Below are 23,260 nucleotides of genomic sequence, written 5' to 3'. Positions count from 1 at the left end.
GAGGATTGTTATGAATTTTTTCACAGAAGGCTCCTTTTATACGGGAAAATACAGAAACCTGTTCCTTGAGAACGGTCTGGAGGCAGAGGCGATCTCCCAGAGGCTTGAAGATACCTGGAACGAGCTGTTCTACGGCGCTCCCGGGGTCCGAATCTACCATCCTATGGGTGACGATAAGGGATATATCGTAGATACCGGCAATACCGATGTGCGTACCGAAGGCATGTCCTACGGGATGATGATGGCGGTTCAAATGGATAAAAAGGAGGAATTCGACCGGCTCTGGAAGTTCGCCAAGGTCTATATGCAGCATACGGAAGGCCGTTACAAGGATTATTTTGCCTGGCACTGCAAGCTGGACGGCACGCGGCTGTCTCCCGGTCCGGCGCCGGACGGTGAAGAGTTCTTCGCCATGGCGCTGTTCTTTGCATCGGCGCGCTGGGGCGACGGCGCCGAGCCGTTCAACTATTCCGGGCAGGCCAGAATCATTCTCCGCGCCTGTGTACACAAAGGCGAAGACGGAGAAGGCGATCCCATGTGGGACCCTGCAACCCGGCTGATTAAGTTCATTCCCGAGACCCCATTCAGCGACCCTTCCTACCATTTACCGCATTTCTATGATTTATTCGCTCTGCAGGCAGATGAAGCGGACCGGGCATTCTGGAAGGATGCGGCAGCCCAAAGCAGAGCCTATCTGCACAAGGCCTGCCATCCCGAAACCGGCCTGTCGCCGGAATACGCCAATTATGACGGGACTCCGGCTGAACCCCAGCCGCACGGTGACTTCCGCCACTTCTTCAGCGATGCATACCGGGTCGCCGCCAACATCGGGCTGGACTATGAATGGTTCCGCTGTGACCCTTGGCAGGTGGAGCAGTCTAACCGGATTCAGGCGTTCTTCCGTGACACCAAGCCTGAGGATTACCGGCGTTATACCATTGACGGGCAGCCGTTTGACGAGCTTTCCCTGCATCCGGTCGGCCTGCTGGCTACACTGGCTATGGCCTCGCTTGCAGCCGATGGACCGGATGCCGGGCCTTTCGTCAAGCTGTTCTGGCATACGCCGCTTCGTACAGGGGAGCGCCGGTATTACGACAACTGCCTGTACTTCTTCACTATGCTGGCGCTGAGCGGAAACTACCGGATTTATAGATAGACAGGGAACCCGCTCCTGACAGGGGCGGGTTCTTGTATTCGCTATGCTAGTACGCCATGTCTGCCAGGAGGAGAACGCGATGGCCCTTATACACTATGTTGAGTGCAATACTTCACACGCCGGTAATTTTGTTATTGATGTTCCCGTAGGCTCTCATTGGCTGCTTGTTATTACCAAGACTCCAGCAGAGTTCTGGGTACATGGCGGACTTAAGCTCTATCCCGCTCACAATGTAATCCTCTATCGTCCACAGCAAAAAGTCTATTACCGGGCCAGCGCCGGTCAATTCGTCAATGACTGGCTCCGCTTCGAATCCGATGAACCTTATATCACGGAATCTCCGCTTCCTTTTGGTGTGCCCTTTGCGTTAAGTGACCCTGACTACTGCCAAAAGCTGCTTGAGCTGATGGTCAGCGAACACAATTTCAACCGGAATTGCAAAGAATCCTCCATCGATTATCTGCTCCGGACCTTATTCAACAAACTGTGGGAATCCTATTTCCAGGATAATATTACACCTCAATATTACAAATTGCTGAAGCTGCGCACGGCTATTCAGAGCAACCCCGGGGATTACTGGACCGTGTCAAAAATGGCTGATTTTCTCCTCATTAGCCCGGGCTATCTTCAGAACATTTACAAAAAAACATTCGGAATCTCCTGCATGGATGATGTCATCAGCAGCCGGATCCGTATGGCCAAGGAATACCTCATTCACAATGCCCAGAGCATTGCCGATGTGGCTTCAAGGTGCGGATATCAGAATGTGGAACACTTCTGCCGGCAGTTCAAGCAAATGACCGGGCATACGCCGAGAAATTTCCAGAAGCAGGCCAAACGCTAGAATTGGAGCTCTTCAATCAAACCGGTTTATTCGCGGTTCCTGAAATATTGCTGAACAAGGAAATTCATCATGGCCTCCGGTTGTTGTCCGGAAAACTCCGCCTTGTCTGCAAACAGCATCCCGTACGGCGCGTCCGGGGTATACGGCTCCCACCGGGGTAATTCCGCTCCTGTGGAGTCTGGGCCGTTCGGGTCTCCGGAACGGATGAAATGGGCCCAATAATTGCACATCTGCCGGGCCAAATCATAATGCTTGCCGGTAAAAGGCCTCCAGCATTTGGCGAGCGTCTCGAAGAAGAACCAGAGATCTACAGAGTGGAAGGTGCCGGGATTATCCCAGCCCGGTATTTCAGCATCGAAATTATAATAGTAAAGCGGAGTTTCGCTGCCGGTGTCGGCATTGGCCCGCGCAGCAATGCGAATCGCATATTCTATTCCGCTAACCGAAGCTCTCTGTCTGGCTTCCTCTATTGGAACGGTCTGATCTCCGCAAAGCTCGAGGAATGTACCGGCATCCTCACCGAACATGTCTGCGGCCAGCTTCTTGAGCTCGTCGAATGTCCCGGCGTCCGGGGTACTAAAGAACTCCGAGGAGGTATGACCCAGCATTACCGGTACCTTCAAGCGCTTGTTCTGAAGAAACAATTCGAACGGGTTGCCTGTCTGGAATCTCTGGTCTGCAACCGTGCCCCAGAATCCCCCGTACTCTACGGCCTTGTCCCGAAGATAGACCGCATCCAGCTGCCGGGCTTCTGCAAGTGAGGATACGCCCAGGTAATTGAAGAACCGGGTACCGTCATGCTCAGCCTCCTGCAGATCACTGCGGTGAGGAGGCAGCAGGGTTCCCGGATACAGCTTTGTGAAAATCCCGCTTTCAACAATCGCCCTCTGAAATAGACCTTCGTTCTGTGGTGAAGTGAGCTGGCTCATGACACTCCCGCCGCCGGCTGACTGTCCGCCGATGGTGATATTGTCCGGATCGCCTCCGAATGCCGCAATATTTCGCTTCACCCAGCGGGTCGCTGCCTGTTGATCGAGGTTGCCAAAGTTGGCGGGCGCCTCCGGCGCTTCCGCTGTTATTTCCGGATGGCAAAGAAATCCGAAGGCATTCAGGCGGTAGTTGATTGTCACTACCACTATGCCTCTGCGTGCAATACGTTCACCGTCAAATTCCATCTCAGCCGGATGGCCTACCTGCAGGCCTCCGCCAAAATACCATACGTATACGGGGAGCTTCTCGTCCGGAAGTTTAGCTGGTGTCCATACGTTCAGGTACAGACAATCCTCGCTCATTGCGATGTCCGGTTCTACGGCCCATTCGCGGGTATAGATGTTATTATCATCCAGCTCTTGCCTCACCTGCATGGAGACCGCTGCGAACTGGTAAGCATGCAGCACACCCTCCCAGTCTGCAGCCGGCTGCGGCGCCCGCCAGCGGTTGTCGCCTATAGGCGGAGCAGCGAAGGGTATCCCCTTGAAGCTTGTAATCCGGGGATCGGCTGCCGGCAGTCCCTGGACTGTCCCGTTTTCGACTTTTACTATTCTAAGCATGTTACCGGCTCCTTTGTGAAGATGAATTCGTTTTCATTAACTTATACTTGAAATTCTAATTTACCGCCCCATCTAAAACAATGATCTAAGCCAAATCATATTTGATGTATTCTAACATTCGAGTGAATCAGAGTTTATGGCTCCACAAAAAAATCCCCCAACGGGTAAGCCGGCGCGTAAGAACATCTTACAGATGTCTTCGTGCGTTTGGCTTCCGTGAGGAGATTTTGCTGAGGAAGTGGTTATTCCGGAAATCCGCCGCTTAAAAAGATATTCGATCTGCCAGCCAGGACAGCAGCGGCAGCCGTCTTCCCCGCAGCAGCGTGTAGACCGGAGCGATAATTAGAACGGCAAGAAGAATGTAAACCAGATAGTATCCGGCATAGAAAGTGATATAATTGATGCCCGGTATGAAATACAACAGCGGCAGTACGAATTTTATAAGGGTAAAAACAACAATGAGTGTAAGAATCACCTTCAAATGATCCTGCAAATATGTATTCGTGATGAATAAATAAATAACACTGAGAATGACAAAGAAGTAGGACAACTTCAGATACGGACCCACCAGCATTGTATATTCATAACCGCCAGACTTGGAATAAATATTGTACAGAACTGGTACCGCCGCCAGAATATAGAGCATAATCATACCTAGCTTAGCGGTTACCACTGGGCCGGAATCATGGTTACTGCCGGAAGACAATTTGACGCTCTCCTGCTCCGCCTTCCCGGCCGGTTCTTCAGGTTCTGCCGGCGGCAGTTTAACCAGAAACAATACCGTCAGCACGCTGACAACCACTGTATAGATCAGATTGGTTGGCCGTAGAATCTGCGACGGGTGCAGGCATAGCTGGTACAGAATAGATATCAGCTCCACGGACAGAAACATCAGCACCAGACTATGCCTTCTCCCAAACCATATCACGCATACAACTGCAGCTATGGCTGCTACTATCGATATTAAGCCAGCCATACTACCGCTAGAACTTTGGTTGTTGTCGATATAAGCGATAAAGCTATAAAACCGGTTACTGAAAAGAGTGAACAGAAGCTGCAAACCAAATAATACATACACTATCGCATTGAGCTTACCCGGGCGAACTCCGCCTGTTTCCAAAGTCATCTTCCCTTTCAAATATAAGGATATACGACCTTTATTCTCTACTCCAGACGATTTCTCCTGCTTTATTGATCAGACATGCGGATTGTTCATTGTTGATATTTGTGAACCCTTTGCCTGCTCCGGCTTTGAAATCCCGTACCTCTGAGAAAGCAGGCTTTACGATCACATCACCTGCCACATTTTTGAAGCCGTACCCGCCGTCCTTATAAGAAATCATGCCATCGCCATAACCATTAATTTGCTCGGCACCCGGAATAGCAATAATATTCCCATTAGCATCAACAAGCCGCTGCTTGTAATCGTGTTCGCCCCCGCTCAGCGTCAGCACAATATAACCGTCATGGAACTGCCCTACGAACCCATTACCAGTACTGAATTCAGGCTTCAGAATCAACTTTCCTTTGGTATCGAGGAGACCGCTTTTGCCGTTCAATGCCGCGGTAGCAACGCCTTCGGAGAACGAACTCGCAGAGTCATAGATTGGCTTGATTGCCCAATTCCCTTTATTGTCGATAAAGCCGGTCCGGATGACGCTTTTACCGCCGCTTGTGGTACGTACAGTAACGAGCGCCAGACCATTCGAGAACGACTCGCTATTCTGCAGCCCGGATACGCCTGGTATAACTATTTTTCCACTGTGGTCGATGTACAAGGTTTTGCCTCCGGCTACCTTCGCGAGCCCATCCGAGAAATCATACACACGGCTGTAGATTGCCGGAATGACGATCTTGCCTGCACGGTTCATAAAGCCCATTTTCACTGAAAAGCCGCCGCTTCCCGTCTTGACCATATCCTTGAACCAGGCCAGCCCCTCATAGAACTGTCCCACTTGATAATGCGGCGTATCTAACACCAGTTCTCCTGCCCGGTTCATGAAACCAGCCGTATAGGCGGATGTCTTCACCGGAAGCAGTTCTTCATAACCAAAGTCATACACCGGAGTATTGGAAGTCCGTAGTTGCTCCTGCCCCTGATTATTAACAAATACCGTTTTGCCCTTATCCATGAAGTTGAACCAATACTTCTGCTCCAGCTGCTCCTGGGCATCGCCTGACACGGGACGAAGCTGAATCAGATTTGTCCCGGGAACTGTAGAGTGTCCTTGACCGCCCATGGCTCCTGCCAGCGCCAGATCAATAAACCATGCACCGTTGTAGTTGCGGGGAATCTGCGCCATCAGCTGCGTTTTCGAACCGCCGTCATAATCGAGCAAAGCTGTTTTGGTGCCCAGCCGGACTACGGCTCTGTGCCCTTCCGCATTCTTAAGCACAATTTCCTTATTGCTTACGGACACAAAGGTATAGCCAAACCGCTCCGCTATCGGGCGCAGGGGCACCATAACCACTCCGTCAATCTCAATTGGCCCCTCCGGAAAAAATAAATGCTCGCCCTGGTCAAACACCTCCCAGCGGTCCGCATGGGCATATGCGCTGCCAAGCCCGAAGAAAGCGGCCAGCGCGAACAAACCCGCTGCCAAAACTGCCGCCAGCCGGTGATTCTGAATAAACGAACGATGTGAGTACATAGAATAAATCCCCCTGTGAAATGCTCCGAATGGATGATACTGGAATCTATTCTTTTAGACGCGAGTATTGTGAATTAGTTGCTGAGCTGCAATACTCCGGATTAGCCTACCCTCTATGCACCTGTGACTGGCGGAGGATAACCTGCTCCCGGTTCGGGCCGACAGATACCGTCGTAATCCCCACTCCCAGTTCTGATTCTATATAATCGATATAATCTCTTGCGGCTTCCGGTAAGTCTTCCAGCTTTGTAATCTGCGATATATCGCATTTCCAGCCCGGAAACTGTTTATATACGGGTTTGGCCAGGCTTAACTTATCCTGGTAAGGGAATTCGTCTACGACTTCCCCCCCGATCTCGTATCCCACACATACCGGAATCTCATCTAAATAACCCAGGACATCCAGGTTTGTAAGCGCTACGCTGGTTGCTCCCTGGATTCTGCAGCCATATCGCGTCGCGACCGCATCAAACCAGCCTACTCTCCTAGGCCGTCCTGTTACCGCTCCGTACTCACCGGCATCTCCACCCCGGCTTCGAAGCTCATCGCCTTTGCTGTCTTCCATTTCCACAACGAATGGCCCTGCACCGACGCAACTGGAATAAGCCTTTGTTACCGCTACGATCTTCTCAATCGAATACGGCGGAAGCCCGGCCCCTACTGAAGCATATCCGGCAAGTGTAGAGGATGAAGTCGTGAAAGGATATATCCCATGGTCAGGATCTCTAAGCGCCCCAAGCTGTCCTTCCAGCAGAATCCCTTCTCCATTCCGATAGGCATTATGCAACAACGCTGTTGTATCGCACAGGTAAGGAGCGATAGCCTCTGCCTGCTCGCTTAACTTGGCTAACCACTCCTCTACCTGAATCGTTGACTGTCCATAAAGATGCCGGAGCAGTATATTTTTACTCTCCAACAGATTTTCCAAACGTTCACGAAGATAAGCCTTGTTGAATAAGCCGGAGATTTGAATTCCAAGCTTTGCATATTTATCGGAATAGAACGGGGCAATCCCGCGTTTCGTCGAACCGAAGCTGCGGCCTCCTAACCGGTTCTCTTCGAGCTCGTCCAGCAACCGGTGCACTGGCAGTACAATTTGGGCTCTCTCCGATATTCGTAATTGAGGGGCCGGGACTCCTCTAACGGTTAATGATTCCAGTTCATGCAGCAGCACTTCGATATCCACAGCCACTCCGGGGCCGATAACATTCACCACATTGGAATAGAAAACCCCGGAAGGAAGCATCCGCAGCGCGAATTTCCCGAAAGGATTAATTATCGTATGTCCTGCATTGCTTCCGCCTTGATATCTCACCACATAAGATGAAGCAGCTGCCATCATGTCCGTCACCTTCCCCTTGCCCTCATCTCCCCAATTTGCACCCACGATTGCTGTTACTGTCATATTCATAGCCTCCAATCCTAATTTGCTTACAAAACTAATGATAATCTAAGCAAAGTATATTAGAATAATGCATATTAGTAATACTAGGTATAAAGAGAGGTAATATGAATGTCTATCAATTTGGAATGGTACCGAGTCTTTTATTGGATTGCCAGAACTGGCAGCTTATCGCGGGCAGCAGAGCATCTTCATATCACTCAACCGGCTGTCAGCCATACCATTAAACAGCTGGAGAACTCCCTTGGTGGACAGTTGTTCTTCCGCACTGCTAAAGGAGTCATCTTGACCAAGGAAGGCGAGGTACTGTTTCATTACCTGGAGCAGGCTTTCAATTTCGTAGATATCGGAGAAAAGGCCCTTGCAGAGATGAATAACTTGAACAGCGGAGAAATCGCAATCGGGGCAAGTGACACGTTGTGCAAATATTTCCTGTTACCGTATCTGGAGCAGTTTCATGCCCTGCACCCCCGGATCAGAATCCGGGTCACTAACCGGACGACACCAGAGACAATAACGCTGCTTAAGGAAGGAAAAATCGACTTCGGTATAGTCAGTCTGCCTGCCTCTGACAAACAGGTCGAATTCTACGAGAGCCAACCGATCCAGGACAGTCTTGTCGGGGGAAAGGACTTTCAGAATTTGGCGGCAGAAGGCCCGCTTGCCATCGAAGCCCTCCATCACTATCCTCTGCTGATCCTGGAGCCGGGAAGCAGCACAAGACGTTATCTGGATCATTATGCCGCTTCATGTGGAGTAAAGCTGGAGCCTGAATTCGAGCTGGGAAGCGTGGATCTTCTCGTGCAATTCGCCAGCAGCGGATTTGGTCTTGCTTTTGTCGTGCGGAATTACATCACCGAGGAGCTGAAGTCCGGTAAGCTCTTTGAAATCCCTTTGAAGCCACCGGTTCCTGAACGGCGGATCGGAATTGCGACGCTGCGGGGAGTCCCTCTATCGTCGGCGACCCGGGCTTTCTTAGAGCTATTACCTAGAATGACCTGAATACGTTCAGGCAAATCGGGTAGGCAATCATAATCCAATCTTCCACTCCGTGTCTCCCTTTGTTACGCAGGAAATTACATTAAATTTGTATGATTATAATTTTCATATCTTCAATTAATGCCAAAAGCTGTCGATATACATTTGACACCTATTTTTGCGCAGCATATTGAGGAGTGGGAAACATGAAAGACACACAGAGAAACCTGTTGGGGAGCATGAAGTTGACGATTCGCATGAAATTATTGATGGGATTTCTGGTTGTGGTTGCACTGCTCGCCTTCGTAAGCACCTATGCCTTAAATCAGATCTATGTAATGTCCGAAACCTCCGAGGAAATCGATCAGGAGTGGATGCCGAGCGTCAGCTTACTTGGCATGATGAATGGTGACATTTCAGATGTGGAGCGGCTGGCTCTTGCCGTCATCGTTGAGACGGATCTGAGTGAAATTGCGAAGATGAATGAAGCTTTGGAGCAGCTCAAAGTCAAAATTGAGGATGAGCGCAAACAGCTGTTTACCCTCATTGAGGGCAGTGACGAAGCGATGGTAATGTATGATGCCTTCAGCACCAACTATGATGCCTATATGGCGAAAATGCCTGCCTTTATCGAATTTGGGTTAGCTAACAACTTTGAGGATGCCAGCAGGCTGCATACAGAGGCTTACCCGTTATGGTATACAGCCAATGACACACTCGCTCAGTTAATTGCCATGGGCAGTGATTTATCGGGACAGGCTACAAAAGATTCACTGTCAGAGGCCAATCGTGCATTCATTATCATTTTGGCGGTGACGATTATTTCCTTCCTGATTGCCTTATTTATAGCCTTCTTCATTGCAGCCATGATATCAAGACCCATTCAGAAAATGAATGCTTCGGCGTTGCTTATAGCGAACGGGGATCTAACCGGTGAAACCATCACACTTAAAAACAAGGATGAGCTCGGTACATTGGCTGCCTCCTTCAATACCATGACTGGTAACTTGCGGTTGATGATTCAATCCGTCTCCATGACTTCCGAGCAGGTAGCCGCTTCTTCGGAAGAATTGCTGGCGAGTGCAGAGCAAAATACGAAAGCCTCCGAGCAAATCTCCGAAACCGTCGAGGAACTAGCCTCTGGTACTTCTAATCAGGTGAAGATGGTGAATAATTCTTCACAGGCAATGAGCGAGATGGCCGATGGTTCGGAGCAGATCGCCCTCCTTGCCCAGAGCGTATCCGTACTCGCTGTAGATGCCGCGAATCAATCGGCTGAAGGCAATAAGGTTATCCGGCAGGCAGTGGACCAAATGGGCTCCGTCCGTACTTCCATATCCTCACTGACCGAGCTGGTTACCGGTCTGGGGGAACGCTCTGCTGAGATTGGCAGTATTACCGGGGTAATCAATACTATCGCAAGTCAGACCAATCTGCTCGCATTGAATGCGGCTATCGAGGCTGCACGTGCAGGGGAACACGGCCGGGGCTTCGCTGTTGTAGCCGGAGAAGTACGTAAACTAGCCGAGGAATCCTCGAAATCCGCGCAAAAAATTACCGATCTTGTCCAGCTGATTCAGAATGATACGAACCATGCAATTCTGGCTGTGAAGGTGAACAGCAATGAAACCGAAGCCGGAATTGAGATTGTTACAGCGGCTGGAGAAGCATTCGAGCATATCTACGAAGCCGTGAACAGGGTCGCTGATGACATTCAGGGAGTAACTGCCGGTTCAGAAGAAATGTCAGCCAGCGCAGATGAAGTGGTCGGATATATAAGCCAGATCTCCAGCATTGCCGGGGAAGCATCCGGCGGGGTTCATAATGTATCTGCTGCAACCGAGGAACAGCTCGCTTCCATGGAAGAGATTGCAGCGTCGGCAGAATTCCTCTCTAAGATGGCAGAAGAATTGCAGGGACAGATCAACAAATTTAAAGTGTAGATAGTCACCATCAAATACTGCTCGTATGGAAAAGAGTCAGAATAAACAATATACTAGCTATACAGTTATTTGTTGAGGTGAATATCCAATGGATGAAATCGATGAATCAAAACAACTTGTATTACAAATCGGCAGTGCCTTGAAAAGGTACAGAAAAGAAAAAAACATGAGTCTGGAGGATTTAGCGGAATCAACGGGCGTAAGCAAACTTACTCTGGGTAATATCGAACGCGGAGAGACCAATCCGACTCTGGCGATGATATGGAAAATTTCAAAGGGCATCTCATTACCGCTGTTGGCTTTGTTCAAATCAGAGGACCCCGTCAGCTTGTACCGGGCAGGCGAAGGGCTCCGGTTTTCGAATGACAATAAGAATTGGAGCATAGAGCCCGTCTTCAAAAATGCCAGCAACGATATTGAAATGTGCCGGGCTTATTTAAACCCTAATAGTTCGTACCATCCTGAAGGTCATCATGTAAATACAACTGAAATTGCAACAGTAATGACGGGTTCTATTGAAATTCAGGTCAATGGAGAGCGTTACACCTTGAATCAATATGATACAATCAGTTTTCGTGCAGATAGTCCTCACTCTTATACCAATAATACGAATAGCGAAACAGTACTCCATATAGCCTTGAAATATGGTTTCTAAAATTCAAAGCCCCACTACAATATGCAACTCTGTATTCCATTTATATATGGGAACGCAGCGTTGCATTTTTGTTTTTAACGAATGTAATAATTTTAAATATTCAGGAATTAAATTCCTTAAAATCGTTAATTATAAAATACTTATTGTCAATTTTAATATATTATATTATACTTTCGTTGTCCGCGCGGATATTATACTATACTGTTCTGGTAGGAGAATGAAGAATGCCGAATAAAAAAAATTCACCATCATCTATTGGGCTGCTAATACTCGGCATTATCATTATTGCAGCTAATTTACGTGCTCCCTTAACCTCAGTCGGTCCTTTAGTAAGCCTTATAAGGGATGACGTTCATATTTCCAATACTTTAGCGGGCCTCTTAACAACGGTACCTCTGCTTACCTTTGCTTTATTATCGCCTCTAGTCCCAAAACTGGGACGGAAGCATGGAGTAGAACTTTTAATCTTGATTGCCCTGATCTTTTTGACTGTTGGTATTGGAGTACGTTCTTTATCTGGCGCTGTAAATCTGTATATTGGAACAGCAATTCTCGGATTCGCCATTGCGGTTTGTAATGTATTATTACCGAGTCTAATCAAACGTAATTTTCCTCACAAAATCGGTTCCATGACTGGTATTTTTGCAATTTCAATGAGTTTATCCGGAGCCGTCGCATCGGGAATCAGTATACCGCTAGCCGCGGATGCTGGTTTCAAATGGCAGGGGTCCTTGGGAATATGGGGAATCCTAAGCTTTATATCGATTCTCTGCTGGTTACCTCAAATGAGAAATCATACGAAGCAAACAACCCTGACGGGCCAACAGCAGGCTGGCAATGATGTGAATGTCTGGCGTTCACCTCTTGCGTGGCAAGTGACGCTGTTTATGGGTACGCAGTCCATGATTTTCTATGTACTGATCGCTTGGTTGCCTGAAATTCTACAACAGCAAGGCATTGACTTAAACCAATCAGGATGGTATCTCTCAATTATGCAATTAGCGCTGCTTCCCTTTACCTTTATTGTCCCTGTTATAGCCGGGCGTATGTCAAACCAGCGTTCCCTGGTAGTCATCACAACCATTTTACTTTTGACAGGAACGCTAGGAATGCTTTATGGAAGCTCCAATATCATTTTGTTGTGGATTATAATACTCGGAATTGGCGGAGGCTTCGCCTTTAGCTTATCCATGATGTTTTTCGGGTTACGTACTCATAACGCGCATCAGGCAGCAGAACTATCAGGCATGGCCCAATCGGTCGGATACCTACTTGCCGCAATCGGCCCTGCCCTTATCGGTTATCTGCATGATGCCACAAACAGCTGGAACCTGCCGCTCTTCATTCTGCTTGGAGCTTCAGTCCTACTCTTCATAGTCGGCATAGGAGCAGCAAGTAACCGTTTTGTAGGCAGCAAGTCAAGTCAACGTGGTTAATGGCGGCCACAAGGATGTACAGCACGTAGAACATTAGCTCAAAAAAACAGCGGCAGTCAAGGATATTATTACATCCATGGCTGCCGCTAAATATGCTTTGTAGCTGGTAATCATTGCTTTATCACTCATAGCTACCCAATCCAAACTCCAACCTTATCTTTTTCATGAAGTGCTACCTTTATCATTTCCAGCGCATTTCTTATTCTGAATTCAATAAAGTCTTTAATATAGTCAGTGTGTTGGCTTATAATATCTAAATTATCTAGCAAAATGAGGAATTCACTTTTCAGCTTTTCTATCTCCTCATTAAATACATAAATATCTGTATCTTTTAAAGAATGTACTAATTCACACCCAAGTTCACTAATTAATTCATTTCCCCAGAGCGTTTTTCTGCATGACTCGAAACCAAATAAATCATTGTGTGGTGCTGGTACCTGAGCTTCCAGGAGATTAGTATCTATTAATATACCTCTTTTTTCAATTAGACTAACTGTCAAACTCATCTAGTCCACCCTTTCAGTGAGTTCACTTCACAACGTTCGGCTGTCACTGCTTCCTGATCTCCTGTTTCTGAAGTTAACGCGTAAAATATTTGGTAATTACTCTCAATAATAGACAAGTGGGTGGATGAAATTTCAAAAAAAACCTTCATCTTGATTGTATTCATCATTATATTTCAAGGGTGTTCACTTAAGGATAACACTACCGAATATCCCGTACTTCCCTACCCACCAGTTATTGTATGGAATAACAAAGCCTACGTAGTTACTGATGACACAATAGCAGCAGAGCGGATAGGCAAAGAAATCGGAACTGTAAAAAGGTACATCGACCCGGACAAATCCTTGCCGGAGCAGGATGGCGATTCAACCATTGCCCCGAAGGGGAGTCCATTTTATGAAGTTGAGGGCCAGGACGAGGCTTCCGTTATCGCTGTCCAGATTGAAGGAGAGTATAGAAAAGCTTTCAGATAACTGCACGGTAATAGTCACTGCTGGGAAGCCGCGGCATCGTCAGCCTTCACACAATCAATGGCGACCACAATCGCGATGATGATGGCCTCCATCTCCTCTTTGAATACTTGAACACTGTAGCTATCGCCCCAGGTGAACCACTTCTTGTTGACTTCACCTATGACGGCTCCGCGTTGGATGACCTGAAAATCCATGTCCCACCAATTCCCATGCACCTCAATGTCAGCCGAATCTATCGTATAGCGTGCTTTCAGGAAAGAAAACTCCTTCTTAATCGTAAGCACCTCCCGGCCGTCCACCTCCACAAAAAACTTCGGTAAAAAGCTGAATACCTTCTTGGTAATCAGTGCGACTTCCTCATCAGCTGTATTCATAATGGAGAATGTCTTTGGAATCCGCATAAAACTGCCCTCTACATAATAGACATCCTGCTCCTGCTGATTCTTCACCGTAAACTTCTCTCTTAGACTGAACACCTTCTGCTTAATAAAAAGCTCCGTCATCCCCGTCTCCTCCTATGTCATAGAGTCTGATTGCTTTCTGAATACTATAAGTATGAGGCAACTATTTAACATTAACCAGCAATGTAGTCATTGACATACGCCCATGTATACAAAAAAAGCCTGAACCCTATGAACAGGCTCAGGCATTCAGGCATTTCAGTCACCGGCCGGGCTTGATGCCTACTTGAAGGTCTCCCTCCAATTCTCTGCGTTCGTCGCGAGATATAACTCCTTCAATTTGCCGTATTTCTTATACGGACAGCAAAATTCCTTACGCAGTACAAGCAGGCAAGCGTTACAGGAAATACAATCCGCCCTGGTGAGTCCTTCCCCGTGCAGCCAGCGGTTAGGCAAATCCGGCTCGGAAATAAGCGGACGGCACAGCGACAGGAAATCGGCGTTTCCGTTCTGCGCGATCTCTTCCATCCGCTCGATATTACGGTGTCCGCCTACCAGGATAAGCGGAATGGAGAGACGGATATCCTTGATATAATCATAATAATACGACTGCTTGGCAAGCCCGCCAATCTTCGTTCTTGCTTCGGGAATCGGGACCGGTGTAAAGCCTAATTCGTCCTCGGACCGGACGAGACAATCCCACATGCCCCCGCTTACCTCGATGGCGTCGACGCCGGTCGTTGCGATTTCGTCCAGCAGCTCCGGGAAGTTATCCTTGTTAATGCCGCCTTCTACGTGATCGTCGCAGTTCAGCTTGATGAGGATCGGAAAGTCGCCAACTTCCTCTCTCGCCAGCGCAACGATGTCCCGGATAATGTTCGCCCGCTTCTGCACCGAACCGCCGTACCTGTCAGTACGCCGATTCGTATAAGGGGACAGGAAGGAGCTGAGCAAATAGCCGTGCGCCGCATGAAACTGCACACCGTCGAACCCGGCTTTTTGAACCCGGACAATCGCATTGGCGAAATACCGGATGATTTGCCCGATTTCTTCCGGCTGCAGCTCCCGGGCTTTTTTGATCAGAATCGGAGACTCCACAGCCGAGGGCGCGATGCAGTCCGCCGTTACATAGTGATGCACCTGCCGGCCGGGATGGTTTAACTGCGCGATGACGATGCAGTCCGGATCGGTCTCATGAACGGTGTGCGCGATTTTGGCTACCTCGGGAATGAATTCGTCATCGTAGATGCAATATTGGCCCTCCGTTCTTTTGGCCGTCGGCGTTGCCGCCATGGCGCCGGTAACGATGGTTCCGACTCCGCCCAGCGCCAGATCCTTGTACACCTGCAGAACCGATTGCGATATTCTCCCGTCCGTCGACATTTGGCTCTCACCTGTAGCAGAGCGCACCAGCCGGTTTTTCATGACGAGATTGCCGATTCTTCCTTCGGAATATACCTTATAATGCTGCCTGCTCATGAGTAAGTCCCCCATTCTAATGATTCGCCCTCTGTATTTGATTCTCTTCAATTAACGCAGCGATCGCCTCGGCCGGCGGACCTTCCATACGGTACAGCATTCTGCAAAAGGTTCGTACCGCTTCCATCGCGCGCAGATCGGACAACATCCGGTAATGGCTGTCCGATCCGGCCGTCATAACCGACATGCGGGGCAGCCATTCTTCCCACGCCTTCCAGTAAGGGATAGCGTCAGCCGGTCCTGTCCCGTTGTCATCCAGACAAAAATAAGGCTCCAGCTCTCCATAGAACGACCCGCCCCGGCAGCGGAAATAATAACAGGACGGTTCTTCCGGTGCATCCAATGGCGCAATAACGTACCGGTCAAGCCCGTAAGCCTCCTGAACCCGAATGCTTTGCTTCAGCCGCTCGCGCCACGCTGCTTCGGCCCCGTTCAACCCCCGTGCACCGGCCATCTCTAGCAACTGCTCCAGGAACAACTCTGGATCTTCGTGCAAATAAGCACGGGCCTCGTCCTGATGGATAAGACGGCCCGCCCATGATTTGGGCTCCGGTGATAACGCGGATAAGAGTGCCGAGTTCACCGCCTGCAGCGCAATCGTTTTTCTATAGAATGTCTCGTCTTGAAGCGCTTCCCGGTAAGGGGTGTGCAAATAAGAATCGAGCATGACGATTGTCTGAACGCCCTCTCCAAGCTCTTGAAGCTGCCGGGCAACTTCGTAAGCGATGCGCCCGCCAAGCGAGAAACCTCCGAGGTCATACGGACCGTGCGGCTGAACAGACATGATGATATGGACATAGTACGCCGCCATCGCTTGAATGCCGTGCAGCGGCTTGCGGCTGGACATCCAGCCCCGGGCCTGGATGCCGTACATCGGACGCTCAGCTTCTTGAGCGATCGGCTTGTAGCCGCTGACGATGGCGCTTCCTCCGTGAATCCAAAACACAGGACGGCCGGAAGTGCGGTGGTTGAGCGCAATCAGCTCGGAAAATAAGGGCCGTGGGCTGGCGGCTTGGCTGGCGGCTTGGCCGGCGGCTTCAGAGCGCTCATGCAGCTTAATTGGGGCTGCCTGAGCAGTTGCATGCACTTCTTCTATAGGCTCATATATGGGCAACGTGACAATAGGGAAATGTTCCGCAGGGACCACGGCCGCCTCTGCGTTCACGGCGGAAGCCAGCCATACCGAAAGCTCCCGCAGGCTCGCGTGCGCATGGATATCCTCCAGGGTAACCGGGACGCCGAACCGGTTATGAAGGTCCCGGACCCATTCGACCCCCGATATGGAGTCCAGCCCAAATTGGGTGAACGGCTCCTCCGCGTCCACATCCCCCGGCAACATGTCGAGAACGCCGGCCAAGCTTACCGCCAGCTCTTCCCTCAGCTTCTCCGCAGTTGCGGTTCCCGCTACAGCGCGGGAGTGGCCTTCATCTGCAATGCCCGGCAGCAAGGCTTCGGATAAAGGGCGAAGCGTAATGCCGCCCGGCTTCGCGGATGCCAGGGGAGACACTGCGGGCTCTGCTTCCGGTGATAACCGCTGCACCTGGTGACCAGCCACAGCCTCATGAGAGTAAGAACGGGCTGTGGACAGCTCCCCGTTCGGCTCTTCAAGCACATTGCCGTGAAATTGCCGCAGCAAATCAAGTGCCTCGGCCTTGGCCAGACGATGCTGTTTCATCTCATTCAACACATATTGCAGGAATTCAGCCATAGGTCCTCCTTTGACGGATCACGTCTCTTATATTCGATTGGATCTCATCGGCCGCACGGTCGATGCTGATGGAATCGTCCATGATCCGATCCAGCAGCTTGCCATAGAAGCTGCTGTCAAATACATCGCTGCTCAAGCCGCTTGCAGCTGTTGACGCCAGCATGCCGGGGGTCCCGGTTCCTGCCGTCATGAGCCCCGCGGCTGCCGGTTCATCCTTATGCGGGACCGGGATCGCAAGCGGCTCAGCCGGCGGCTGTTCCGCCTGAGGATTTTCTGCCAGTGGCTGACCTTGGCTGCTTCCCCCTCCGCCCTCCGTAAACCAATACCGTTCTCTGGCGAACGGATAGGTCGGCAGGCTGATGCGCTGCGGATGCGGGCCGTCGTAGAGCTGTGACCAATGGAGCTGCATGCCTTTGGTCCACAAGCTCAGCAGCTTGTCGAACTTGCGCTGCCGCATCCACTTGCTCAGAACCTCCTGCATTTCATCGTCGGAGCTGAGTGCGGCGATTGTGTCTTTGTTCTCCTTAACCCGTCCCCGGTATAGACCCGGTGCCTCCGAAACACCGTTGCCGAGAAGCTGCAGCACTGCGCCTAATTCTTCAAGTGTTCCGGCAACGCAGGCAGCTCTTTCTTCCATCGCTTCCCGCCCCGTCTGGAGCGTATAAGCGATCCGGCTCAAGTCTGATTCTTTATACCGTCCTTCCTGAATGGCAGACGCAAGCTGCTGCGCGATCAGCTTAAGCTGATCCCCGCTTCTGGCCGACAGCACAATGAGGCACGGCCTGGATGCATCCGTTCTCTGCTGCGGCACGGTGTACGGATTCGGCATATATTCCTCCACGACAAGATGCGCATTGGCGCCTCCCGCCCCAAACGAAGAGATGCCGGCCCGGCGCGGATATTCCCGCCGGGTGCCGTCAATGGTAAGGACAGGCCGGTTCCAATCGGCAAGCTCCTGCTGGACGACGAACGGCGTGTTACCGAACTCGATGCCCGGATTCAGCGTTGTTGCGTGCAGAGAAGGGACGAGCTGCCGGTGGCGGAGCATAAGCAGCACTTTGGTCAGCCCGGCGATGCCGGCTGCGCTCTCAGAGTGCCCGATGTTGGACTTCACCGATCCTAAAGAGCAGAATTGCTTATCTTGCGTATCCCGTTCAAACGCCCGGGTCAATCCGGTGATCTCAATCGGATCGCCAAGCGCGGTTCCAGTCCCGTGAGCCTCTATGCAGCTAATCGTTCTGGCATGGACATTGGCCCGTTTGAGCGCATCTGTAACGACCTCATACTGGGCCAGCGGGTTCGGGACCGTATAACCGTTCGTCCGTCCTCCCGCATTGAGCATGCTTCCTTTAATAACGCCATAGATGTGGTCGCCGTCCCGCACCGCTTTGTCCAGCGGCTTAAGCACAATGGCGCCTACGCCTTCCCCATCAACGAAGCCGTCCGCTCCGGCACCGAACGACCTGCATTGATCCCCGGAGGACAGCATGTTCATGGCCGACAGCCTTAAATAATGGTTCGGAGACTGAATCAAATTGACACCGCCGGCGATTGCACATTCGCTTGTGCCGTTGTTCAGGCTGTCAATGGCCAGATGAATCGCCGTTAACGAGGAGGAACAGGCCGTATCGACCGCCATGCTCGGGCCACGGAAATTGAACAAATAGGAGATGCGGTTCGCGATGGACCAATAACTGGCACCTGTCGGATAATTCCCGTTCATCGCCCCGACATATACGCCTACCTTGCCGCTGGCGCACAGCGTAGCAGGCGTATAGCCCGCATCTTCTATGCTTGCATAAGCGGTTTCGAGGAATAGCCGTTCTTGAGGGTCCATCTGTTTCGCTTCTTTCGGCGAGATGCCGAAGAACAGCGGATCGAACCGGTCGGACCCTTCAATGAATCCGCCCCATTTGCTGTACATCGTCCCTCTTTTGCCGCGCTGCGCTTCATAATAATCCGCCCAGTCCCAGCGATCCTTGGAAATTTCGGTAATGCCGTGTCTTCCCGCCTTCAGCTGCGCCCAGAATTCACGGATGTTTCCGGCACCCGGATAACGTCCCGACAGCCCAACGATAGCGATATCGGCTGACGCCGTTACGGCGGCGGATGTCCGGGCAGTATTCTGCGGAATCGAAGCAAACCGGCTGCCCGGCCGCGGATTTCCGGCTGCGCCTGCAAGGGCCGGCTCCGGCTGTGGCCCTTGGATACCGCCGTCATTAGGCCGTGCCCCGCCGGTCCCGGATTCATCCGGTCCGAGCAGCACCGCGAGCGTCTCCTGATGGGCCGTCAAGAAATATCCGGCAAGCTCTTCGACTGTCTGATATTCGAAGAACACCGTGCTGTTCACGCTGCTGAACTCTTCACTTAACGCATTCGTAAGCTGCACAACCAGAATGGAGTCGATTCCGTAGTTTTCGAACCGCTCCCTCGGATCGAGCTGTCCGGTTGGCATTTTGAGCACCTCCGCTATGCGCCGGCGCAAATACGCAATTGTCTTCTCCCTCAGCGTGCCTGCGTAACGCTCTCCTGCCCCTGCCTTCACCGGCTGGACGGGCAGAACGCTAACCCGATTCTCCTTGTCCGCCGGCTCGCTTTTCTCTTGAACGGGCTTCACCTGCTGCCGTACCGCGCCATCGCTTTCCGCCATAATAATCTGCTGGCCCCATGCGTGGACAGGCTCAGCAGGAAAATGGACCGAACGGAATCCTTCGTCTTCAAGCACGTTCAGCCACATCCCCGGCGATAAACCGGGTGAGCCCGGTATACGAAGCCGGGCGTCTTCATACCGCCACCACCCATCGAGCAGCCCGAAGGTCAGATGCGTAAACATGGATTGTCCGTGCAGCTCGTTCAGCAGCAGCAGGCCGTTCTTTTTGAGTACGGCTTTGGCGTTGCGCAGCGTGTGGCGAATGTTCTTCGTAGCGTGAAGTACGTTAGCCGCAATGGCGATATCGTATTCGCCCGGAAGAATCTGCTGGCCGGATAGCGGTGACTCGACATTGAATAGCTGATAAGTCAGGAATGGATGGTCCGGTCCATATGTCTCCTTGGCATGGATCAGGAAGGCTTGGGAGATATCGGTATAGCCATATTCCTGAATGTTGTCCGCATATGCCTTCAGCTTGCGCAGGACGCCGGCACTCGTGCCGCCGGTTCCCGCCCCGATCTCCAGAATGCGAATGCGGGCGGACGGATCTAGCTGAATCCGCTGCTTCACATAAGCGGCAACGATATCGCCGAGCACTTCATTGAAAGTGTCCGCCACCGGATTATGCTTATAGACGCCTTCTACGAGCTCCATGGATGAATTCGGAAACATAATATCCGTTGCCGGAAGCTTGCCCGATAAAATATCCGGAAGTGCACGCAGCGCCGTCTCCGCGAGCGCAATCTGCGCCGCCATTCCGCCGAAGGCGAGCCATTCCTTCTTTTTGCGGTCCCAGTCGGACCACAGCGCCTCCATCCTGACATTGGCTGGATACAGCCCCTTGCCGGCACTGTCTTGCTGCACACCCTTTCGCTCTCTAAGCAGCGCAATGCTCGCATCAAGCCATCTTGAATACCGGCCATGTACGCCGTTTCCCTGCACGAAACCGGTATTATCCGCTGCCCGCCTGAACATGCCGGACGCAAGCAGCTGCCCTTCGAGCATCCGGCAGAGCTGCGACTCCATGTCCTGAAGCGCCGCATATCCTTCTCCGGTAAGTCCTGCCGTCGCAGCCTCCGGGTCAGGGAGGACGCGGGCAAGCTGCTCCGCCGATTGAACGCTATTGTCCGGATGCAGGAATAGCTGTTCGTCCTGCGAAATGCCCTCGATCGTAAGGCCCCCAGTGGTCTTGAGCAGAGCCAGCTGATTCAGCGGGCCGGACAGAAGTCCGCCGAGCGCCTCCATCGCCTCCTCCGGCTCAATGGAGCCTATCCCCATCTGTGCCATGCGTTCCTGATAAGCATCGGAAGCAACGACACCAACCCCGCCCCAGTAACCCCAGTTCATCGTTTTGACCGGGTAAAGCGAGCGGGCGGCAAGCTGATGCGCATAAGCATCCATGAATGTGCATCCGGCGGCGTAATTGCTTTGACCCGCCGATTTCATGAAGGCATTCATGGACGAGAAGAACAGAACGAAATCGGGCGTTTCCCCGGCGAGCAGCTCCGCCATATTGACGCTTGTATCGACCTTGGCCGCAAGCGCGGACCGAAAACGGGCTTCGTCCATGTTCGCAAGGCTTTGGTCCGCCAGCACGATGGCCGAGTGAACAACACCGTCAATGCGGCTGAACCGTTTCTTCGCCGCGTCGTAGGCAAGCTGCAGGGAGCTGCGGTCGGATGCGTCCCCGGAAATATAGACAGGTGCTTCACCGAAGGCACCCAACCGGTCAAGCTTCGCCTGGATCAGCTCATCCTTCTCGCGTCGTCCGATCCAGACGATATGCGCCTGCCAGGTGCGGATCATATATTCGCTCCATACCTCGCCGATGCCGCCGGCTCCGCCGATCACCACGTAGACGCCACCTTTTCTGTACAAAATCCGTTCCGGGGTATTATTGTTACTCCGGTTGACCGGAATGAGCTTCTGGCGGAACCACTCGCCGCTTCGGTAAGCCCAGGCGTTGCCCTGCCGGTCTGCGGGCAGCGACAATAGCTCCTGAAGCGGCCACTGACCGCCGGACTCCAGATCGATTAGCCGTACGCTCCAGTTCGGATATTCTTTGGCGAGCGAGCCGATCAGCCCATGCACGCCTGCGTGTGCCGCATCGGCCTCTTCTCTCCGGCCTACGCTCTGCGTGTGTCCGGTAATGACCGTCCAGCTGGTCTTGCTGCCTCCTCCGCCTGCAAGCAGTACGGCCTTGATCAGCTTGAACAGCTGGAAGACGCCGGCTTGCTGCGCGCGGGTCAGCGAAACACCGGGCAGCGAGCCTTCGGCAGCATCCGGCGCAATCCAAACGATATGCTCCGGCATCCCTCCGTCCGCAAGCCGCCGGGCGATCTCTTCGATCGTATCCTCCGGCTGGAACCTAAGTGATTGCGCGTGTGGAAGCAGCTGTTCCAAAGCCGAACTGTTCTTAGGACCGGCATCGCCGACAATCGTTATGCGGCTGTCAGGCTTCGGCCACTCCTGAACCCGTTCGACAGGCACGGTGTCCCATACGGGGTGTAACGTCATAAGAGCGGAATGAGTCTGTCTATCCGCTGCCGCCGTTGCCATAATACTCGGCTCCGTCCGTACAGCGGTTACGGCATCGCCATCCATCCCCCTTACCGAATAGCCCTTCAGACTTGCAATAACACCACCCTGCTCATTGCACAGGTCAATGTCCATCTTCCGTACTTTGCCGCTGGCCGTGTCGCCCCCGCTCCAACGGACATAAGCCCATACGACGGAGGAGTAACGGCCGTAAACGGTCAACTCCTCAAGTGTAAACGGAAGCATCGGCTTCAAGCCGGCGTCCTCCTGCCCGATGCCGTCCATCAGACCGATCGCAGCTTGGAACGCCGCGTCCGTCAAGCTCGGATGCAGAATGAACCGGTCCGCCGAAGGGATGGCCGATGCAGGAAGAACCAGCTTCGCAAGCGCGCGCCCGTCACCCGCATACACGCAATCAACAGCCCTGTGGGCTGCGCCGTACTCAATCCCCATCCTTTGGAACGCCGAATAACAATCATCGGCCGTCAGAACGCGAATGCCGCACTTTGCGCGCAGGGACGCCAATTCCAGTGCAGGAGCAATTTCACTGCCGCTCCATTCCGCACGTCCTTGGCTATAGATGTTATCCCCGCTTGCTCCTGCATTGCCGCCGTAGATCTCGAATGCGATGTCCCCGCTCTCCTGCGGGCGCAGCCCGATATGAACGTTCGACGTCCCTTCGCTGATTGTGCAAGGTCTCACCCAGACCACCTCCTTCAGCCGAAGGCCCACCGGAATGCCTTCATTCCTTCCGCTGGCTTGGGCCGCAGCATAAATGGCCATCTCCAGCTGCGCCGCGCCGGGCAGCACCTTCTGCCCCCTGACGACATGATCGGCAAAGAAAAACTCGGTTCCCGTAAAGGCCGAGCTGTAACGCTGCTCAGAGAAGTCG

General features: G+C 52.0%; 16 protein-coding genes (1 of these 16 only partly in view). 7 read left to right on the top strand and 9 right to left on the bottom strand.

Going from position 1 to position 23,260, the window contains the following annotated elements:
* Window positions 1–10: 10 nt before the first annotated feature.
* Window positions 11–1,156: a glycosyl hydrolase family 8 gene (locus tag NSU01_RS12785; RefSeq protein ID WP_076244358.1), complete on the top strand. Its 1,146-nt coding sequence runs from the start codon at window positions 11–13 to the stop codon at window positions 1,154–1,156.
* Window positions 1,157–1,235: 79 nt separating this feature from the next.
* Window positions 1,236–2,000, top strand: coding sequence for an AraC family transcriptional regulator (locus tag NSU01_RS12780; protein WP_076244356.1), 765 nt, complete (start codon window positions 1,236–1,238; stop codon window positions 1,998–2,000).
* A 26-nt stretch (window positions 2,001–2,026) separates the two neighbouring features.
* On the opposite strand, the gene NSU01_RS12775 is transcribed toward NSU01_RS12780, so the two are convergent.
* The 4 genes from NSU01_RS12775 to NSU01_RS12760 all read right to left on the bottom strand — a co-directional run bounded on the left by NSU01_RS12775 (window position 2,027) and on the right by NSU01_RS12760 (window position 7,606).
* The gene (locus NSU01_RS12775; RefSeq protein WP_076244353.1) at window positions 2,027–3,550 is read right to left on the bottom strand and encodes a carboxylesterase family protein; all 1,524 of its coding nucleotides are present in this window, start codon (window positions 3,548–3,550) and stop codon (window positions 2,027–2,029) included.
* A gap of 262 nt (window positions 3,551–3,812) precedes the next feature.
* The gene (locus NSU01_RS12770; RefSeq protein WP_076244351.1) at window positions 3,813–4,448 is read right to left on the bottom strand and encodes a hypothetical protein; all 636 of its coding nucleotides are present in this window, start codon (window positions 4,446–4,448) and stop codon (window positions 3,813–3,815) included.
* 259 nt (window positions 4,449–4,707) lie between these two features.
* Window positions 4,708–6,201, bottom strand: a complete 1,494-nt coding sequence (locus NSU01_RS12765; protein WP_076244349.1) for a WG repeat-containing protein — start codon at window positions 6,199–6,201, stop codon at window positions 4,708–4,710.
* Window positions 6,202–6,307: 106 nt separating this feature from the next.
* Window positions 6,308–7,606: an adenylosuccinate synthase gene (locus tag NSU01_RS12760; RefSeq protein WP_042135883.1), complete on the bottom strand. Its 1,299-nt coding sequence runs from the start codon at window positions 7,604–7,606 to the stop codon at window positions 6,308–6,310.
* A gap of 108 nt (window positions 7,607–7,714) precedes the next feature.
* Here NSU01_RS12760 and NSU01_RS12755 point away from each other — a divergent pair, with 108 nt between their 5' ends.
* The 4 genes from NSU01_RS12755 (at window position 7,715) to NSU01_RS12740 (ending at window position 12,615) form a co-directional block, all read left to right on the top strand.
* The gene (locus tag NSU01_RS12755) at window positions 7,715–8,605 is read left to right on the top strand and encodes a LysR family transcriptional regulator (protein ID WP_076244347.1); all 891 of its coding nucleotides are present in this window, start codon (window positions 7,715–7,717) and stop codon (window positions 8,603–8,605) included.
* A gap of 215 nt (window positions 8,606–8,820) precedes the next feature.
* Window positions 8,821–10,524 carry a methyl-accepting chemotaxis protein gene (locus tag NSU01_RS12750; RefSeq protein ID WP_076244426.1) on the top strand — a complete coding sequence of 568 codons (1,704 nt, stop codon included), beginning with the start codon at window positions 8,821–8,823 and terminating at the stop codon, window positions 10,522–10,524.
* A gap of 88 nt (window positions 10,525–10,612) precedes the next feature.
* Entirely contained in the window at window positions 10,613–11,179 is a 567-nt protein-coding gene (locus NSU01_RS12745) for an XRE family transcriptional regulator (RefSeq protein ID WP_042135880.1), read from the top strand.
* A gap of 224 nt (window positions 11,180–11,403) precedes the next feature.
* Window positions 11,404–12,615, top strand: coding sequence for an MFS transporter (locus NSU01_RS12740; RefSeq protein WP_076244345.1), 1,212 nt, complete (start codon window positions 11,404–11,406; stop codon window positions 12,613–12,615).
* A gap of 131 nt (window positions 12,616–12,746) precedes the next feature.
* Here NSU01_RS12740 and NSU01_RS12735 read toward each other — a convergent pair whose 3' ends face one another.
* A complete protein-coding gene (locus NSU01_RS12735; RefSeq protein WP_076244342.1) occupies window positions 12,747–13,121 on the bottom strand; it encodes a hypothetical protein in 375 nt (124 codons plus the stop codon).
* 120 nt (window positions 13,122–13,241) lie between these two features.
* Here NSU01_RS12735 and NSU01_RS12730 point away from each other — a divergent pair, with 120 nt between their 5' ends.
* A complete protein-coding gene (locus tag NSU01_RS12730) occupies window positions 13,242–13,592 on the top strand; it encodes a hypothetical protein (protein ID WP_042135878.1) in 351 nt (116 codons plus the stop codon).
* Window positions 13,593–13,606: 14 nt separating this feature from the next.
* Here the strand turns inward: NSU01_RS12730 and NSU01_RS12725 are convergent, their stop codons facing one another.
* From NSU01_RS12725 to NSU01_RS12710, 4 genes are all read right to left on the bottom strand, one after another.
* Window positions 13,607–14,095: an LURP-one-related family protein gene (locus NSU01_RS12725; protein ID WP_076244340.1), complete on the bottom strand. Its 489-nt coding sequence runs from the start codon at window positions 14,093–14,095 to the stop codon at window positions 13,607–13,609.
* 180 nt (window positions 14,096–14,275) lie between these two features.
* A complete protein-coding gene (locus NSU01_RS12720; protein ID WP_076244337.1) occupies window positions 14,276–15,472 on the bottom strand; it encodes an NADH:flavin oxidoreductase in 1,197 nt (398 codons plus the stop codon).
* A gap of 16 nt (window positions 15,473–15,488) precedes the next feature.
* On the bottom strand, window positions 15,489–17,180 hold the full coding sequence (locus NSU01_RS12715) for a thioesterase domain-containing protein (protein WP_076244334.1): 1,692 nt from the start codon (window positions 17,178–17,180) through the stop codon (window positions 15,489–15,491).
* A protein-coding gene (locus NSU01_RS12710; RefSeq protein ID WP_076244332.1) for an SDR family NAD(P)-dependent oxidoreductase crosses the window boundary here: on the bottom strand, window positions 17,173–23,260 show its 3' end. 7,259 nt of this gene lie beyond the right edge of the window; only the last 6,088 of its 13,347 coding nucleotides appear in the window; its start codon lies beyond the right edge, outside the window; the stop codon is at window positions 17,173–17,175. The genes NSU01_RS12715 and NSU01_RS12710 overlap by 8 nt, the downstream gene beginning before the upstream one ends.

It is taken from the genome of Paenibacillus sp. FSL H8-0259 (assembly GCF_037963255.1).
GTDB lineage: Bacteria > Bacillota > Bacilli > Paenibacillales > Paenibacillaceae > Paenibacillus_AQ > Paenibacillus_AQ phytohabitans.
This window is presented reverse-complemented; position numbering and strand designations above follow the sequence as displayed.

Excerpts from the sequence above, each read along its gene's own strand:
- NSU01_RS12785 (WP_076244358.1), top strand. The coding sequence starts at position 11 with ATGAATTTTTTCACAGAAGGCTCCTTTTATACGGGAAAATACAGAAAC.
- NSU01_RS12780 (WP_076244356.1), top strand. The coding sequence starts at position 1,236 with ATGGCCCTTATACACTATGTTGAGTGCAATACTTCACACGCCGGTAAT.
- NSU01_RS12775 (WP_076244353.1), bottom strand. The coding sequence starts at position 3,550 with ATGCTTAGAATAGTAAAAGTCGAAAACGGGACAGTCCAGGGACTGCCG.
- NSU01_RS12765 (WP_076244349.1), bottom strand. The coding sequence starts at position 6,201 with ATGTACTCACATCGTTCGTTTATTCAGAATCACCGGCTGGCGGCAGTT.
- NSU01_RS12760 (WP_042135883.1), bottom strand. The coding sequence starts at position 7,606 with ATGACAGTAACAGCAATCGTGGGTGCAAATTGGGGAGATGAGGGCAAG.
- NSU01_RS12755 (WP_076244347.1), top strand. The coding sequence starts at position 7,715 with ATGTCTATCAATTTGGAATGGTACCGAGTCTTTTATTGGATTGCCAGA.
- NSU01_RS12750 (WP_076244426.1), top strand. The coding sequence starts at position 8,821 with ATGAAGTTGACGATTCGCATGAAATTATTGATGGGATTTCTGGTTGTG.
- NSU01_RS12745 (WP_042135880.1), top strand. The coding sequence starts at position 10,613 with ATGGATGAAATCGATGAATCAAAACAACTTGTATTACAAATCGGCAGT.
- NSU01_RS12740 (WP_076244345.1), top strand. The coding sequence starts at position 11,404 with ATGCCGAATAAAAAAAATTCACCATCATCTATTGGGCTGCTAATACTC.
- NSU01_RS12735 (WP_076244342.1), bottom strand. The coding sequence starts at position 13,121 with ATGAGTTTGACAGTTAGTCTAATTGAAAAAAGAGGTATATTAATAGAT.
- NSU01_RS12725 (WP_076244340.1), bottom strand. The coding sequence starts at position 14,095 with ATGACGGAGCTTTTTATTAAGCAGAAGGTGTTCAGTCTAAGAGAGAAG.
- NSU01_RS12720 (WP_076244337.1), bottom strand. The coding sequence starts at position 15,472 with ATGAGCAGGCAGCATTATAAGGTATATTCCGAAGGAAGAATCGGCAAT.
- NSU01_RS12715 (WP_076244334.1), bottom strand. The coding sequence starts at position 17,180 with ATGGCTGAATTCCTGCAATATGTGTTGAATGAGATGAAACAGCATCGT.